General features: G+C 37.1%; 13 protein-coding genes. 12 read left to right on the top strand and 1 reads right to left on the bottom strand.

Features of this window, described 5'->3' with window-relative positions:
- Positions 1-75: 75 nt before the first annotated feature.
- Positions 76-678, bottom strand: a complete 603-nt coding sequence (gene plsY, locus HMPREF3116_RS02950) for a glycerol-3-phosphate 1-O-acyltransferase PlsY (RefSeq protein WP_070467714.1) — start codon at positions 676-678, stop codon at positions 76-78.
- 96 nt (positions 679-774) lie between these two features.
- Between plsY and parE the strand changes: the two genes are divergently transcribed.
- From parE to HMPREF3116_RS02900, 12 genes are all read left to right on the top strand, one after another.
- Complete coding sequence (gene parE / locus HMPREF3116_RS02945; RefSeq protein ID WP_070467713.1) at positions 775-2892, top strand: DNA topoisomerase IV subunit B; 2118 nt, start codon at positions 775-777, stop codon at positions 2890-2892.
- Positions 2892-5354 (top strand): DNA topoisomerase IV subunit A, encoded by a 2463-nt coding sequence (gene parC / locus HMPREF3116_RS02940; protein ID WP_070467712.1) that lies wholly within the window; start codon positions 2892-2894, stop codon positions 5352-5354. Before parE ends, parC begins: the two co-directional genes overlap by 1 nt.
- 206 nt (positions 5355-5560) lie before the next feature.
- Entirely contained in the window at positions 5561-6742 is a 1182-nt protein-coding gene (locus HMPREF3116_RS02935; protein ID WP_070467711.1) for an acetyl-CoA C-acetyltransferase, read from the top strand.
- Positions 6743-6828: 86 nt separating this feature from the next.
- Complete coding sequence (locus HMPREF3116_RS02930) at positions 6829-7680, top strand: aldo/keto reductase (RefSeq protein ID WP_070467710.1); 852 nt, start codon at positions 6829-6831, stop codon at positions 7678-7680.
- A gap of 127 nt (positions 7681-7807) precedes the next feature.
- The gene (locus tag HMPREF3116_RS02925; protein WP_070467709.1) at positions 7808-8737 is read left to right on the top strand and encodes a manganese-dependent inorganic pyrophosphatase; all 930 of its coding nucleotides are present in this window, start codon (positions 7808-7810) and stop codon (positions 8735-8737) included.
- 103 nt (positions 8738-8840) lie between these two features.
- The gene (locus HMPREF3116_RS09140; RefSeq protein WP_246819034.1) at positions 8841-9158 is read left to right on the top strand and encodes an NAD-binding protein; all 318 of its coding nucleotides are present in this window, start codon (positions 8841-8843) and stop codon (positions 9156-9158) included.
- Between the two features lie 153 nt (positions 9159-9311).
- Positions 9312-10037 carry an NAD-binding protein gene (locus tag HMPREF3116_RS09135; RefSeq protein ID WP_246819033.1) on the top strand — a complete coding sequence of 242 codons (726 nt, stop codon included), beginning with the start codon at positions 9312-9314 and terminating at the stop codon, positions 10035-10037.
- Between the two features lie 26 nt (positions 10038-10063).
- Positions 10064-10219, top strand: a complete 156-nt coding sequence (locus HMPREF3116_RS09130; RefSeq protein WP_246819032.1) for a TrkA C-terminal domain-containing protein — start codon at positions 10064-10066, stop codon at positions 10217-10219.
- A complete protein-coding gene (locus tag HMPREF3116_RS02915) occupies positions 10216-11667 on the top strand; it encodes a TrkH family potassium uptake protein (RefSeq protein WP_070467708.1) in 1452 nt (483 codons plus the stop codon). The genes HMPREF3116_RS09130 and HMPREF3116_RS02915 overlap by 4 nt, the downstream gene beginning before the upstream one ends.
- Positions 11668-11910: 243 nt before the next feature.
- Complete coding sequence (glpK, locus tag HMPREF3116_RS02910) at positions 11911-13437, top strand: glycerol kinase GlpK (RefSeq protein WP_070467707.1); 1527 nt, start codon at positions 11911-11913, stop codon at positions 13435-13437.
- A gap of 21 nt (positions 13438-13458) precedes the next feature.
- Complete coding sequence (gene glpO, locus HMPREF3116_RS02905) at positions 13459-15294, top strand: type 1 glycerol-3-phosphate oxidase (protein ID WP_070467705.1); 1836 nt, start codon at positions 13459-13461, stop codon at positions 15292-15294.
- Positions 15295-15365: 71 nt separating this feature from the next.
- On the top strand, positions 15366-16070 hold the full coding sequence (locus HMPREF3116_RS02900; protein ID WP_070467703.1) for an MIP/aquaporin family protein: 705 nt from the start codon (positions 15366-15368) through the stop codon (positions 16068-16070).
- The last annotated feature ends 13 nt before the right edge of the window (positions 16071-16083 follow it).

Here is a 16083-nt window from a genome sequence, read left to right as displayed (position 1 = left end):
ATCTGGAAACGCTCTTTAGCATTAAAAAATGAAGTTAAATTAAGCAAAAGTAGTTTTAAATAACTTTAGTTATGCTTATTTTTTCTTATGTTTGTTTAAACCAAAAGGTACTTTAGATTCTGTTCCTTGACGAATACGTTTAATATTATCTTTATGACGTATAACAACAAGTGCTAGGACTAAAGCAGTCACTAAGGTTAAGACCCAATCTTGATAAAGCAAACTTAAAATGGTTGCGAATGCAATTGCAAAAATACTGGAGAAACTTACCATACTTGTGACAAATAAAGATACGAAGAATGATGCGATAGAAATCAATGCAAATAATGGATGGTATGCTAATACAACACCAAAGGAAGTTGCGACAGCTTTTCCTCCCTTAAATTTTAAGAATAGCGGAAAAGAGTGACCAATAATAGCCATGCCACCAAATAATAGCGGATGTAAACCGGGTTGTAGCCAATTAGCTAATAATACAGGGATTGCACCTTTTATCATATCGCAGATAAAGACTAATATTCCCCCAGTGGTACCAAAAGCACGGAAGGCGTTTGTTGTTCCAATATTTCCGGAGCCAAATTGGCGAATATCTTTTTTATAAAGGAGTTTGCCGACAACTAATCCAAAGGGAATTGATCCTAATAGATAAGCGACAACAAGTAATAGAATCGTTAACATATTTTAATTCCTTTCAATTTATCTGTAGGGTTCTTATATTATATCATTAATTCGAACGAATAAAGATACCATTTGGCAAATCCGCAGTTTTAATATATGATGAAAAAGATTGAAAGTGGGGTAAATAATTTGGCCAAACCAACAAAGCAAAATAATAAATCAACTTATGATGAAAGTTCGATCCAGGTATTAGAGGGCTTGGAAGCTGTTAGAAAACGTCCTGGTATGTATATCGGATCAACTGATGCACGCGGTTTACACCATTTAGTGTATGAGATTGTCGATAACTCGATTGATGAAGCCCTGAGTGGTTATGCTGACCACATCACAGTGACACTTGCCAAGGATGGATCGGCAATAATTGCCGATAATGGTCGGGGAATGCCGATTGGTAAGCATACCAGTGGTAAACCAACAGTAGAAGTTATCTTAACTGTTTTACATGCTGGTGGTAAATTTGGTGGTTCAGGTTATAAAACATCAGGGGGCCTTCATGGTGTAGGATCTTCTGTAGTAAATGCCTTATCAAGCAAATTTATTGCTACCGTCCATCGTGATGGAAAGGAATACTATCAAGAATTTACAAATGGCGGTAAACCTAGCAAACCTAAAACAAAAGCTTTTAAGACAAAAAATACGGGGACTAAAATTCAATTTTATCCGGATGCAGAAATCTTCGGTAATATTAAATTTGACCCAAATACAATTCGAGAACATTTACGTGAATCTGCTTTCTTATTGAAGAACTTACGTATCGACTTCATTGATGAAGAGAATGAAACTGAAGAAACTTTCCATTACGAGGAAGGTATAAAGGCTTTCGTAGACTACTTGAACGAAGATAAAGATGTTTTACATGATGTGGTCTTTTTCCAAGGGGTAGAGAACGGGATTGAAATAGAATTAGCCTTTCAATATAACGATGGTTACTCTGAAACTGTTCTGTCATTCGTAAATAACGTCAGAACTGCTGATGGTGGTAGTCATGAATCCGGTATGCGGACTGGTTTAACAAAGTCATTTAACGAGTATGCCCGTAAAGTAGACTTACTGAAAGCAAAAGAAAAAAATCTTGAGGGGTCTGATGTGAGAGAAGGTTATACAGCCGTCTTATCGTTACGAGTACCTGAAGAAATTTTACAATTTGAAGGACAAACGAAGTCTAAGTTAGGTACACCACAAGCTCGTTCAGCTTCTGATAAGATGATATCTGAAAATTTAGCTGTTTATTTAATCGAAAATGGAGAAACTGCTCAAATGCTTGTCCGTAAAGCTTTAAAAGCACGTGAGGCAAGAGACGCTGCGCGTAAAGCAAGAGAAGCTTCACGTGGTGCCAAAGGTAAACGTAAGGAAGTTTTACTTTCTGGTAAACTTACACCCGCTCAAGGTCGTAATGCGAAAAAGAATGAACTTTTCTTAGTTGAGGGGGATTCTGCCGGTGGTTCTGCTAAACAAGGCCGTGACCGTAAATTCCAAGCAATCTTACCCCTACGCGGTAAAGTATTAAATACGGAAAAAGCAAGTATTCAAGATATTTTAAAAAATGAAGAATTAAATACGATTATTTATACTATTGGTGCAGGCGTAGGTGCTGAGTTTGAAGTTGAAGATGCTAACTACGATAAAGTCATCATCATGACCGATGCAGATACCGATGGGGCACATATCCAGGTGCTATTGCTTACCTTCTTTTTCCGTTATATGAAACCTCTAGTTGAAGCTGGAAAAGTTTATTTGGCTATGCCACCTTTATACAAAGTCTCTAAGGGCAAAGGGAAAAATGAGGTGATTGAATATGCATGGACTGATGAAGAATTAAAAGCTGTGACAGATAAGGTTGGGAAAGGTTATATCCTACAACGGTATAAAGGTTTAGGTGAGATGAATGCCGAACAGTTGTGGGAAACGACAATGGATCCAGAAACACGTACTTTAGTGCGTGTATCGATTGATGACTTATCTTTAGCTGAAAAACGCGTATCTGTTTTAATGGGGAATAAGGTAGAACCGCGTCGTAAGTGGATTGAGGAAAATGTAGCATTTACAATGGACGAGGAAGATACTTTATTAGAGAATGCCTCAGATACAGAGCATAGCGACAAAGAGGAAGTTGTTGAAATTTTAGAAAATCAAGCGCATATACATACAAATGGGCATCCAGATAATATAGCTGGGGAACAAATTAATTTATTTGATGAAGATGGTGATTATTAATGGTTGAAATTCAAAAATTAACATTAGAAGAGGTTATGGGAGACCGATTTGGACGATATTCAAAATATATCATTCAAGACCGGGCATTACCTGACATTCGAGATGGATTAAAACCCGTACAACGTCGCATCTTATTCGCAATGTTTCAAGAAGGAAATACATCTTCTTCAAACTTCCGTAAATCCGCAAAAACGGTTGGTAACGTAATTGGTAACTATCACCCACATGGGGATTTATCTGTATATGAAGCTATGGTCCGGATGTCTCAAGACTGGAAGAACCGAGAAGTGCTAGTTGAAATGCATGGAAATAATGGATCAATGGACGGAGATTCTGCAGCTGCCATGCGTTATACGGAAGCCCGTCTATCTAAAATCGCTGATGAACTATTACGTGATTTAGATAAAGATACCATTGAAATGATCCTTAACTTTGATGATACAGCTGAGGAACCTACCGTACTGCCCGCAGGTTTCCCAAATTTACTCGTAAATGGAGCAACTGGGATCTCAGCTGGTTATGCAACTGAAATTCCACCACATAATCTTGGTGAAATTATCGATGCCACAACTTATTTAATCGATCATCCAAATGCAAGTGTCGACAAGCTTATGGACCTTGTTCCTGGGCCTGATTTTCCAACTGGTGCAATCATTCAAGGAAAAGATGAATTAAAGAAAGCTTATACTACAGGTCGAGGTAAAGTAGTTGTTCGTTCAAAACACCATATCGAAACCGAACGTAGCGGTAAAGAGAAAATTGTGATTACAGAAATTCCTTATGAGGTAAATAAAGCCAATCTAGTTCGACGAATGGATGAATTACGATTAAATCGCTCTATTGACGGTATCCAAGAAGTCCGTGATGAAACTGACCGTAACGGACTACAAATTGTTATAGAATTAAAAAAAGATGCTAGTGCAGAAGCTATTCTTAACTATTTCTATAAAAATTCAGATTTACAAATTAACTATAACTTCAATATGGTCGCAATAAACGATCAGCGTCCAGAACTAGTCGGCATTAAAGAAGCACTAACTGCATATATTGGTCATCGTTATGAAATTATTCGGCGTCGTACAACATTTGATTTGAATAAGGCACAACGACGCTTACATATTGTTGATGGCTTAATGAAAGCTATGTCGATTCTAGATCAAGTGATTAAGACAATTCGTAATTCTAAAAATAAAGCAGATTCAAAACAAAATTTAGTTGAGGCTTTTAATTTTTCAGAAACACAAGCAGAAGCAATTGTCAATTTACAATTGTATCGTTTAACCAATACAGATGTGACCGCCTTGGAAAATGAGCGTCTACAATTAAATGAAGATATCGCATCTTACCAAGCAATCCTATCTGACGATAAGGTTCTATATGGCCGAATGAAATCAGAATTAAAAACAATCAAAAAAGCTTATGCATCAAAACGTCGAACTGAAATTCAAGATGAAATTCAGGAAGTAGTCGTTAAGAAACAATTGCTAATTCCTGAAGAGGATGTGGTGGTTGTCGTTACACGTGGTGGTTATATTAAGCGGTCTAGTATACGATCATTTAAAGCTTCCGGTGTTGAAGAAGTTGGTTTAAGAGATGGAGATCATGTTCAATTCCTAGAGAAAATGACCACCTTAGACCAATTAGTCTTTATTACCAATAAAGGTAACTACATTTTCCAACCAGTATACGAATTACAAGATATTCGTTGGAAAGACTTAGGTGAGCACGTTTCGCAAAGAATTACATTTGCAAGCAATGAATCTATTATTGGTGTATTTAAATATGACGAAAATAGCAAAGATAACTTATTGCTCGCTTCATCAGCTGGTATGATTAAACAAACAGCTTTAGCTGAATTTAAAGAGTTCCGTGGCCATAAAAATAAATCTTCCTTGGCGATGAACTTGTCTGGTGATACCGACCAAGTCGTTGGGGTGTATCGAATTAGTAACGAAACTAACCAAGATCAAGCTCAAGTGATTTTAATTACCCACTTTGGTTTCACCTTGAGATATAGTATCGATGAAATTTCAATTATCGGTGCGCGAGCTAAAGGTGTTAAGTCAATCAATCTAAAACAAGATGATTATGTGGTTGGTCTATCTTATGCAGCCATTCCAGATGATAATTTACAGTTGATGATGGTGACACAAAGAGGACATATGAAACGATTGAAATGGGCAGAGATTAATCTACTTGGTCGTGCAAAACGTGGCTTAGTAGCGCTTAAAGAACTCAAATCAAACCCACATCGTTTCGTTAATGCTTTTGAAGTGAAGGATACCAAGCAATCGTTTGAAATTGTCACGAATCAGTCTTATCGAGAACTTTTTAGAACGGGCGATGTCCCAATTGCTAATCGATATTCTAATGGATCAATGCTGGTAGACGAGAAAGAAAACGGTCAGATAAATGCGGTTACACCACTTATCGACTTCACATCTTTTGATCCTGAAAAATAAATTTTTAATTAAGAAAACAACGCCTGCCAAATTTATATTGTTTTGGCGGGCGTTTTGTTATAGGCTAAATTTATAAAAAACGATAATTACTTAACTTAGTATTGATAACTAGATATTAATAGCATTCTTCGCTATAATGAAAGAGATAAACATTTGTTCAATTTTCTTATGACATAGAAAGTGGAGAAATGATAAAGGAGAGTTTTATGGAAGAAGTAGTCATTGTTGCAGCTAAACGTTCTGCAATTGGAAAATTTGGTGGCCAATTCAAGGATATTTCAGCTGTCGATTTAGGTGTAGAAGTATTAAAAGCAACATTAGCATCAATTCAATTAGATCCAACAAAAGTGGAACAAGTATTTTTAGGAAATGTTTTAAGTGCTGGTCTGGGGCAAAATGTTGCGCGTCAAGTAGCTTTAAAATCTGGTTTATCTAACGAATCAACCGCAGTTACGATTAATCAAGTCTGTGGGTCAGGATTGCGAACAGTTATGATGGGCGCACAAGCCATCATGTTAGGTGATGCTGAAATCGTAGTAGCAGGGGGTACTGAAAACATGACCCGAGCACCATACATTATTGATTCTGCACGTTGGGGTCAACGTATGGGCAATGGAGAAATCATTGATACCATGCAACGTGATGGATTAACAGATGCCTTTTCTAACGATGCTATGGGAATTACAGCTGAAAATATTGCTGAACGTTATGGCATTTCTAGAGAAGCTCAAGATGAATTTGCAGCAGCTAGTCAAATCAAAGCTATAGCAGCAAAAGAAGCTAACCGTTTTGCTGAGGAAATCGTTCCAGTAACTATCCAACAAAAAAATTGTAGTCAAGTTATAACAGAGGATGAGGGTCCGCGCACAGGTATTACACCGAAACGATTAGGCAAGTTGCAACCAGTATTTAAAGAGGATGGTACAGTTACAGCAGGAAATTCTTCTGGTATAAACGATGGTGCAGCAATGCTTGTATTAATGTCTAAAAGCAAAGCTGATGAATTAGGTTTAAAACCAATGGTATCTATTGCATCATATGCAACTGGAGGAGTGGATCCTTCAATTATGGGAACCGGTCCAATTCCAACAACTTTAAAAGCCCTGGACAAAGCAAATATTACAGTAGATGATTTAGACCTAATTGAGGCGAATGAAGCATTTGCTTCGCAAGCACTTTGCGTTACTACCAGCTTAGAATTGCCTGCAGATAAGGTTAATGTAAACGGTGGTGCGATTGCCTTAGGTCACCCAATCGGTGCATCTGGCGCTCGCATTTTAGTTTCGCTGATTCATGAAATGCAAAAACGTCAATCTGTATATGGCTTAGCTACATTATGTGTTGGCGGCGGTCAAGGTGTGTCGTTAATCGTCAAACAACCCATTTAAAAATATTCTTTAAGCACATGATTTGGACTTAAATTTATACATGTTAAACTATAAGTAACCATTATTAATTTGGAGGGAGCAATTTTATGACTATTCCAAGCTACACTGCCCACGACGGGACACAAGTACCGCAGATTGGTTTTGGTACCTATAAGCTGAAAGGTTTTAATGGTGTTGATGCTATTCAATCAGCTCTAGAAGTGGGGTATCGCTACTTAGATTCAGCTTATAATTATGAAAATGAAGCAACTGTAGGGGAAGCTATCCGTCGTTCAAGTATTGCAAGAGAAGATATTCAAGTAGCTTCAAAATTACCTGGTCGTTATCATAAATTTGATGATGCCTTAGTGACAATCCAAGAGTCATTATTACGCGCTAACTTAGACTATTATGACTTTTACTTGATTCATTGGCCTAATCCAAAAGAAGACCATTACGTGGAAGCCTGGCAAGCACTCATTGAAGCTCAAAAACGTGGATATGTAAAACATCTTGGTGTAAGTAATTTCTTACCAGACCATATCGAACGTATCGAACGTGAAACAGGTGTACTACCAGTAGTCAACCAAGTAGAAATGCATCCTTATTTCCAACAAAAAGAACAAAGAGCCTATCATGAAGAAAAGGGTATTATTACCCAATCTTGGTCACCATTTGTTCGTGCCAATGAAAAAATTGATAAGTCTATTCTTGAAAATGAAGAAATTAAAGCAGTGGGCGATAAATATGGTAAAACAGCTGGCCAAACAATCCTACGTTGGCAGACGCAAATGGGGGCCATGCCAATCCCTAAATCTAGTAAGAAAACGCGTCAAATTGAAAACTTAGACTTCTTTGACTTCAAGTTAGATGAAGAAGATTTAGCAGTATTTGATCGCTTAGACAAAGTGAATGGTCGTGCAGCGAATCAAGATCCGGCTGTATATCAAGAATTTTAATAAAGTCTATTTTAATTTGATATTTTATTTATAAGAGGAGTTTTTCGTTTTTTTCGAAAAATTCCTTTTTTCAATTTAATCTATGTTAAACTATCAGTATCATTTCATTCAAAAAGGAGCAATAAACGTGAATAAAATTTTAGTTTTCGGTCATCAAAACCCAGATACAGATGCTATTACCTCTGCTATCTCATATACATATTTATTAAACCAACAAGGAATTGAAGCAGAAGCTGTTGCCTTAGGGAAAGTTAACGAAGAAACGGCATACGCTTTAAAAGAGTTTGGTCAAGATGCACCACGAGTGATTGAATCCATTGGTTCACAAACAGACACGGTTGCTTTAGTCGACCATAATGAATCGCAACAATCTGTTAGTGATTTAGCTGAAGTTCAAGTGCACTCTGTTGTAGATCATCATAAAATTGGCGACTTCACTAGTGCCTCTCCATTAACTTTTATTGCAAAACCATATGGCTGTTCTCAAACAATTATTTTTGAATTGTTCCAAGAAGCAGGTATTGAGATTCCAAAAGAGATTGCAGGTTTAATGCTATCTGCAATTATCTCTGATACTTTATTATTCAAATCACCAACTACTACAGAAATGGATAAAAAAGTTGGTTTAGCCTTAGCCGAAATCGCTGGTGTAGATGTTGAAAAATATGGTTTAGCTTTATTAAAATCAGGTACAAACGTAGATGCCAAATCTGCTAGCGAGATTGCAGACGGTGATGCAAAATCATTTGAAATGGCAGGGAAACCTGTACGTATTGGCCAAATCAATGTTGTAGACGTTAATGATGTCTTAAAACGTAAAGAAGAAGTCATTGCAGCGATGAAAGAATTAATAACAGCAAATGAGTATGCTGCATTCTTATTAGTAGTGACGAATATTTTAACAAGTGATTCAGAAGGTTTATTAGTAGGTTCTGATGATTTTGTGCAACATGTTGAACAAGCTTACGGCGGTCAAGTCATCGACAACCAGATTAACTTACCAGGTGTTGTATCGCGTAAGAAACAAGTAGTACCACCATTACAATCAACATTTTAATGGATGCTTTACTAAAAAATATGAAGTGCCTTTTGAACAATTTGTTTAGAAGGCATTTTGTGCATTTTTATCGCTAACTTTTATCACAAGTTTAGGAGGACATATGGATATCGTCGTCGTAGGAGGAGGAAAACTCGGAGAAGACATCCTTCATGGTTTAATTAAAGAAGATCATAATTTGACTTTAATTGATAATGATCCACGCGTCATTGATGATCTAATTGATGAAATGGATATTAAAGGGGTAGTTGGAAACGGTGTTGATGTTGAAGTACAACGCGAAGCCGATGTTCAAAACGCTCAAGTCCTTATTGCGGTTTCTCCACATGATGAGGTCAATATTATTTCTGCTATGATTGCCAAAACTTTGGGCGTAGCGTTTTTAATTGTCAGAGTACGTAACCAAGCCTTTACGGCATAACAAGGTTTTATTCAGACAAATTTAGGGATTGATTATCTGATTAATCAGGATAGAGCAGCAGCTAACGATATCTTACAAGTTATAGATTACCCATCAGCAACGTTTGTGGAGCCTTTTTATCATAATCGAATGCATTTAATCAAAGTACGAATTATGGAAAAGTCACGTGTTGTTAACCAGTATATTAGGGATATCAGACAAACTATTCCAGAAGTTATCGTGGTAGCAATTGAGCGAAATGGAGAAACCATTATTCCTGATGGAAATGCTATTTTGTTGGCTGGTGATTTTATTGAAATATTCGCAAAGCGTGACGCATTACAAGACTTCTTCGTTGCTACTGGACACAAAAAAGTTAAACGTTATAAGTCAGCTTTAATTGTGGGCGGTAGTCGTATTAATAACTATTTAATCCCCATTCTACATGCAAGAGGTATTCATACCCGTTTAATTGAGAATGATAAAGAACGAGCTTCTGAACTAGCCAATCAGTTCACAGCAACTGAGGTTATTTATGATGATGGTACGGACCAATATGTCTTAAATGAGCAAAGGGTAGATAGTTTTGACCTATTACTCACTTTAACGAATAGTGATGAAGAAAATCTAATGATTTCTTTATACGGGAAAAATGCTGGTGTCCGCAAAACGATTACTAAGGTCAATAGACCAGGACTAATTCGTTTAATTGATGATAGTAAGCTAGATGTGATTCTTTCACCAAGAAAGGCAATTGTAGACGCTATAACTCGTCACGTAAGGTCTATTTCATCCAGTCAATCTGACAAGTTGGAAAACTATGCACGTTTATCTGATAACAAAACAGCAGTTTTAGAGTTTGTGTTAAGTCCAGATTGTAAAATCCTTGGTATCCCATAAAAAAACTGATATTCAGATCGGGATTAATGATAGGTTTAATCGTTAGAAATAAAGAAATGATCACTCCAAGTGGTGATGATATATTCATGCCTGGTGACCATGTATTGGTTATTGATATAGATGATAAAATTCGTAATTTTAATGAAATTGTAGTGAAAAAGAATAGGAGAGATGGCGAATGAATTGGCCTTATATCCAATATTTAATTGGCCGATTACTCATGGTCTTATCCTTACTGATGCTACCATCTTTATTCATAGCTTTTCTTTATCAAAATGAGCTTAAAGTAATCGTTGCTTTCATAATTTCCATGCTGATCACCTTCATTGTTGGTAAATTGATGTCAATTAGACTACCAGAAAAAGACGTCTTTTTTGCTCGAGAAGGCTTTGTCCTAGTATCCTTATCTTGGTTTTTAATCTCCATGTTTGGGGCTTTACCATTTTACTTGTCAGGTGCTGTAAACTCTTATATAGATGCCTTATTCGAGGCCGTTTCTGGCTTTACAACTACTGGTGCTAGTGTACTAGTAGATACTTTAAACGTGTTACCAGAATCGCTAATGTTTTGGCGGTCCTTTACCTTGCTGGTAGGGGGGATGGGGATGTTGATATTTCTTCTCTATATCGTGCCTAATATGGGAGCTAAAGGTGTATACGTAATGCGTGCTGAGTTACCAGGTCCTACGACAGGTAAGTTAGAATCTAGAGTATCTTCATCCATTTATATTTTATACTTTATTTATCTTCTCCTAACGATAGTATTTACAGTCTTACTCTGGATTGCTGGGGTCCCGTGGTTTGAATCTATGTTACTGTCCATGGGTACAGCTGGTACAGGTGGTTTTAACATTTATCCAACATCTATTGCACACTATGATTCAAGGGTAGTCGAAACCATCTTGATGATTGCGATGTTTACATTTGGGTTGAACTTTAACTTCTTTTATTTGGCTTATGAGAGACGTTGGAAAGAAATTTTTAAAGATGAAGAATTAAAGTGGTATATTTACATCATCTTAGCTGCAATAGCTATAATTAGTTTGGCACTCATCCCGTACTATGATAATTTATTCCGCTTGATACACGATGTACTATTCAATATTGTTTCCATTATGTCAACAACTGCCTATACTACAGTAGATATTCTACAGTGGCCAATTGCAGCACATTCAACAATATTATTATTAATGTTTATTGGGGGGATGTCTGGATCAACTGCATCTGGGCTAAAAGTCATTAGGATAGGGATTTACTTACGCTCAATCAAGCATGAAATCCAACATCTATTGGCACCTAACAGGGTTATTCCAATGACTTATAATGGGAAAAGAATTGAAAAAAATGTACACTATGGCATTGTTTATTACCTAATGACTTATTTAGCAGTGTTTGTAATAATATTGCTTGTGCTTTCTTTTGACGCTTTGAACTTTTCGTCTGCATTCTCTGCAACAATCGCTACAATTTCAAATATTGGAGGCTCTCTCGACCTACTTGGACCTTCTCAAGACTATGCTTCTCTGTCTAATTTTTCAAAACTCGTAATGTCAGTAGGAATGATTATCGGGCGTCTAGAAATTTATCCAGTGATTATTTTATTCTCAAAGTCAACTTGGCGAAAAATTTAAACATCACTTGTATATACAATTTTGTTTTTCTTAATAGCGAAAAGGAGGGGTGGGCTATGTAAGCGCATCCTTCTTTTTACATGGCTTTTAGCTAATTTTCTAGTCAACTTTCTATGATATTGTAATGCACATTTGTATTTATATTAATCAATTTTCTAGGAATTATTATTTTTATGGAGTATACTTCTAAGTAATGAAAGCGCTTATTTATCGCTAAATTTTTCATTACTAGGAGGAATTTTAATGAGTGAACAAGAAAAATATATCATGGCCATTGACCAAGGGACAACTTCATCACGTGCAGTAATCTACAACCATAAAGCAGAACCTATTGCCTCAAGTCAAAAAGAGTTTGAGCAAATTTTCCCTAAATCTGGATGGGTAGAACATAATGCAAATGAAATTTGGAACTCGGTACAGGCAGTTATCGCTGGAGCATTTATTGATGGCGGTTTACGTCCTGATCAAATTGCTGGTATTGGTATCACTAACCAACGTGAAACAACTGTAGTATGGGATAAAGAGACTGGTAAGCCAATTTATAATGCAATTGTATGGCAATCTCGTCAGTCTGCGCCAATCAGTGATAACTTGATTGATCAAGGTCTAAAAGAAAAAATTCAACAACATACTGGTCTTGTTGTCGACGCTTATTTCTCAGCAACTAAGATTCGCTGGATTTTAGACCATGTTGAAGGGGCTCAAGAACGTGCAGAGAAAGGCGAATTATTATTTGGTACGATTGATACTTGGTTACTTTGGAAATTAACTGACGGGGAAGTCCATGCGACTGACTACTCAAATGCCTCACGTACCATGTTGATGAACATTGAAAAACTAGAGTGGGATGATGACATGTTAGAAATGTTAAACATTCCAAAAGCGATGATGCCTGAAATTCGCTCAAACTCTGAAGTATATGGTCACACAGTTGGCTTCCACTTCTATGGCTATGAAGTACCAATTTCTGGTATGGTAGGGGACCAACAAGGTGCCTTATTCGGCCAATTAGCTACAGAAGAAGGTACAGTAAAATCAACCTATGGTACTGGTGCCTTTATCGTAATGAATGCTGGTAGCGAGTTGAAATTATCTGAAAATAACTTATTAACGACAGTTGGTTTTGTCATCGGTGATAAAGTGACATACGCTTTAGAAGGATCTGTGTTCGTTGCTGGTTCAGCTATTCAATGGATTCGAGATGGTTTAGAATTAATTGAAAATGCTGCAGAAACTGAAGAATTGGCTAATCAATCTACAAATGAAGATGAAGTTTACTTAGTACCAGCATTTACTGGTTTAGGTGCGCCGTACTGGGATTCTGATGCACGTGGTGCTGCTTTTGGTATCACTCGGGGAACAACAAAGGCTGACTTTGCTAAGGCAACTTTACAATCAATTGCATACCAAGTTCGCGATATTACTGATACAATGAATAAGGATACTGGTATCGATATTCCATTGCTTAAAGTTGATGGTGGTGCAGCAATGAATGGTTACTTGATGCAGTTCCAATCAGATATTACAGGTATTGAAATCGCTCGTGCTGCAAACCTTGAAACAACTGCCTTAGGTGCTGCTTATCTAGCTGGTTTAGCTGTTGGATACTGGAAAGATATCGATGAATTAAAATCGTTCACACAACCAGGTCAAACTTTCGAACCTAAGATGAATAATTCACATAAAGAGGACCTATACGCTGGTTGGACAAACGCTGTACGTGCTACGCGTGCCTACTCACAATATTTTAAAGAAGAAGCAAACGACTAATACACAGGAGGTTTAGTTTAAATGCCTAAATTATCATTTAAGTATAGACAAGAAACAGTTAAACAATTAAAAGATAATCAATATGATTTATTTATTATTGGTGGCGGTATCACTGGTGCAGGTGTAGCGATTCAATCGGCTGCATCTGGCCTAAAAACGGCTTTAGTAGATATGCAAGACTTCTCTGAAGGGACATCTAGTCGCTCAACTAAATTAGTACATGGTGGTATTCGGTACTTAAAAAACTTTGATTTAGAGGTTGTTTCAGATACAGTTACTGAACGTGCAACCGTTCATAATATTGCACCTCATATTCCGCAACCAGACCCAATGCTAATGCCTTTATATGATGAACCCAAAGTAACCTTCAATCCATTACGTTTGCAAATTGCCATGGATATTTATGACTCACTTGCTGGTGTTAAAGATTCTCAATACGCTAATGAAATGCTATCTAAGGATGAAGTATTGAGCCGTCAACCAGATTTAATGTCTGAAGGTCTAATCGGTGGTGGTAAATACCTTGATTTCAACAATAATGATTCACGATTAGTTATTGAAAATATTAAGCAAGCCAATGATGATGGGGCTGATTTATTAAGTCATGCTAAAGTTGTTGGTTTCGAATATGAAAATGATAAAATCGTCGCTGTTCAAGTAGAAGATTTATTATCTAGTGAAAAATTCACAGTTAAGTCTCATGTAGTGATTAATACAACTGGTCCTTGGTCAGATACTATTCGCCAATTGGACGGTTCAGATGAAAAACCTGCACAAATGCGACCAACAAAAGGTGTGCATTTCGTAGTTGATCAATCTAAATTAAGTGTTTCACAACCAATTTATTTTGATACTGGTGAACAAGATGGCCGTATGGTTTTTGTATTACCACGAGAAAATAAAACTTACTTTGGTACAACAGATACTGATTATACCGGTGACTTTGAACATCCAACTGTTACACAAGAAGATGTAGATTACTTACTACGTGTTGTAAACCATCGCTTCCCTAATGCTAACCTGTCAATTGACGATATTGAAGCTTCATGGGCTGGTTTAAGACCATTAATTGATTCCAATAATGCTTCTGACTATAATGGTGGAGATGCTGGACGTTTATCAGAACAGACATTTGATGAATTAGTCACTTTATTCGATGATTATAGTAAGCAAAAAGTTGAACGAAGTACTGTAGAAGACAAGTTGCAAGATCTAGGTTCTAATACATCTGAACGTGGCGACGGTAGCCCTTCAAGTGTATCCCGTGGCTCTGATTTATCAGTAGCGCCTTCAGGCCTGTTCACCCTCGCAGGAGGTAAAATTACTGACTACCGTAAAATGGCAAAAGGGGCAATGGAAAGAATCATCCCAGTTGTAGCTGATATGACAGGTAAATCTTATGATTTAGTTCAATCATCCACTTACCCAGTATCTGGCGGTCAATTTGATCCAAATAGCTATGAAACTGCTATGGAAAACTTTGCCAACGTGGGGGTAGCTCGTGGATTAACTTATGGACAATCACTTAAACTAGCTAAATTATATGGTTCAAATATGAATCGTGTAGTTGCATATCTACCCGTAGCTAAGGAATATGCAGCGAAATATAACTATCCAGTAGATATTGCAGTCAGTTTAATCTATGCCTTGGAAGAAGAAGGCGTATACACACCATTAGACTTCTTCGCACGTCGAACAACTTTCATGTTATTCCAACATGACAAGATGCTTGCGGTTAAAGATGCTGTTAGCCAAACAATTGTAGACTACCTAGGTTTAGATAAAGCCAACGCTGATCAACAAAAAACAGCATTAGATGAAGAAATTGCCAAAGCTGAATTACAATATTTAAAATAATTCATCCGTTTTTTGTGTAGATATATAAAAACTAATGTATTGTGATAAATAAAACTATGGGAGGTATTAATATGGACGGATTTATTGGTGAATTAATTGGTACTTTTTTACTGGTATTACTAGGGTGTGGGGTTAATGCAGGTGTAAATCTAAACAAATCAAATGCTAAAGAAAGTGGTTGGATTGTTATCACTATGGGGTGGGCTTTAGCCGTTACTATTGGTGTATACGCTTCTGGTTTCCTATCAGCTGCGCACTTAAACCCTGCAGTTACGATCGCTTTCGCAGTGAATGGTTCTTTTGCTTGGGCTGAAGTGGTTCCTTATATTGCTGGTCAAATGATTGGTGCAGTTCTAGGTGCTACGACAGTATGGCTAGCTTATCATGAGCAATTTGAAGCAACTAAAGAAGAGGGTTCAATTCTTGGAACCTTCGCCACAGGTCCACAAGTCGATAACCCTACATGGAATTTAATGACTGAAATTATTGGTACTGCTGTATTAGTCGTTGGGGTTATGGCCGTAGGTGCAAACCAGATTGCAGATGGTTTAAACCCAATGATCGTTGGTATCATCGTTGGTTCAATCGGTCTTTCATTAGGTGGTCCTACAGGATATGCCATCAACCCAGCTCGTGACTTAGGACCTCGTATTGCACATGCCATCTTACCAATTTCAGGTAAGGGAGGGTCAAACTGGGGTTACGCCTGGGTACCTATTGTTGGACCGATTATCGGTGCGATTGTAGCTGCCTTAGTATACAACTTGGTCTTATAATCAGAACTAATAG

The sequence above is a fragment of the Aerococcus sp. HMSC10H05 genome, assembly GCF_001806975.1.
GTDB classification, from domain to species: Bacteria; Bacillota; Bacilli; order Lactobacillales; family Aerococcaceae; genus Aerococcus; species Aerococcus viridans_B.
This window is presented reverse-complemented; position numbering and strand designations above follow the sequence as displayed.

Coding starts and splice junctions, on each gene's coding strand:
- HMPREF3116_RS02930 (WP_070467710.1), top strand. CDS start 6,829: ATGACTATTCCAAGCTACACTGCCCACGACGGGACACAAGTACCGCAG.
- HMPREF3116_RS09140 (WP_246819034.1), top strand. CDS start 8,841: ATGGATATCGTCGTCGTAGGAGGAGGAAAACTCGGAGAAGACATCCTT.
- HMPREF3116_RS02900 (WP_070467703.1), top strand. CDS start 15,366: ATGGACGGATTTATTGGTGAATTAATTGGTACTTTTTTACTGGTATTA.
- HMPREF3116_RS02915 (WP_070467708.1), top strand. CDS start 10,216: ATGAATTGGCCTTATATCCAATATTTAATTGGCCGATTACTCATGGTC.
- plsY (WP_070467714.1), bottom strand. CDS start 678: ATGTTAACGATTCTATTACTTGTTGTCGCTTATCTATTAGGATCAATT.
- parE (WP_070467713.1), top strand. CDS start 775: ATGATGAAAAAGATTGAAAGTGGGGTAAATAATTTGGCCAAACCAACA.
- glpO (WP_070467705.1), top strand. CDS start 13,459: ATGCCTAAATTATCATTTAAGTATAGACAAGAAACAGTTAAACAATTA.
- glpK (WP_070467707.1), top strand. CDS start 11,911: ATGAGTGAACAAGAAAAATATATCATGGCCATTGACCAAGGGACAACT.
- parC (WP_070467712.1), top strand. CDS start 2,892: ATGGTTGAAATTCAAAAATTAACATTAGAAGAGGTTATGGGAGACCGA.
- HMPREF3116_RS02935 (WP_070467711.1), top strand. CDS start 5,561: ATGGAAGAAGTAGTCATTGTTGCAGCTAAACGTTCTGCAATTGGAAAA.
- HMPREF3116_RS09130 (WP_246819032.1), top strand. CDS start 10,064: ATGATAGGTTTAATCGTTAGAAATAAAGAAATGATCACTCCAAGTGGT.
- HMPREF3116_RS09135 (WP_246819033.1), top strand. CDS start 9,312: ATGGAAAAGTCACGTGTTGTTAACCAGTATATTAGGGATATCAGACAA.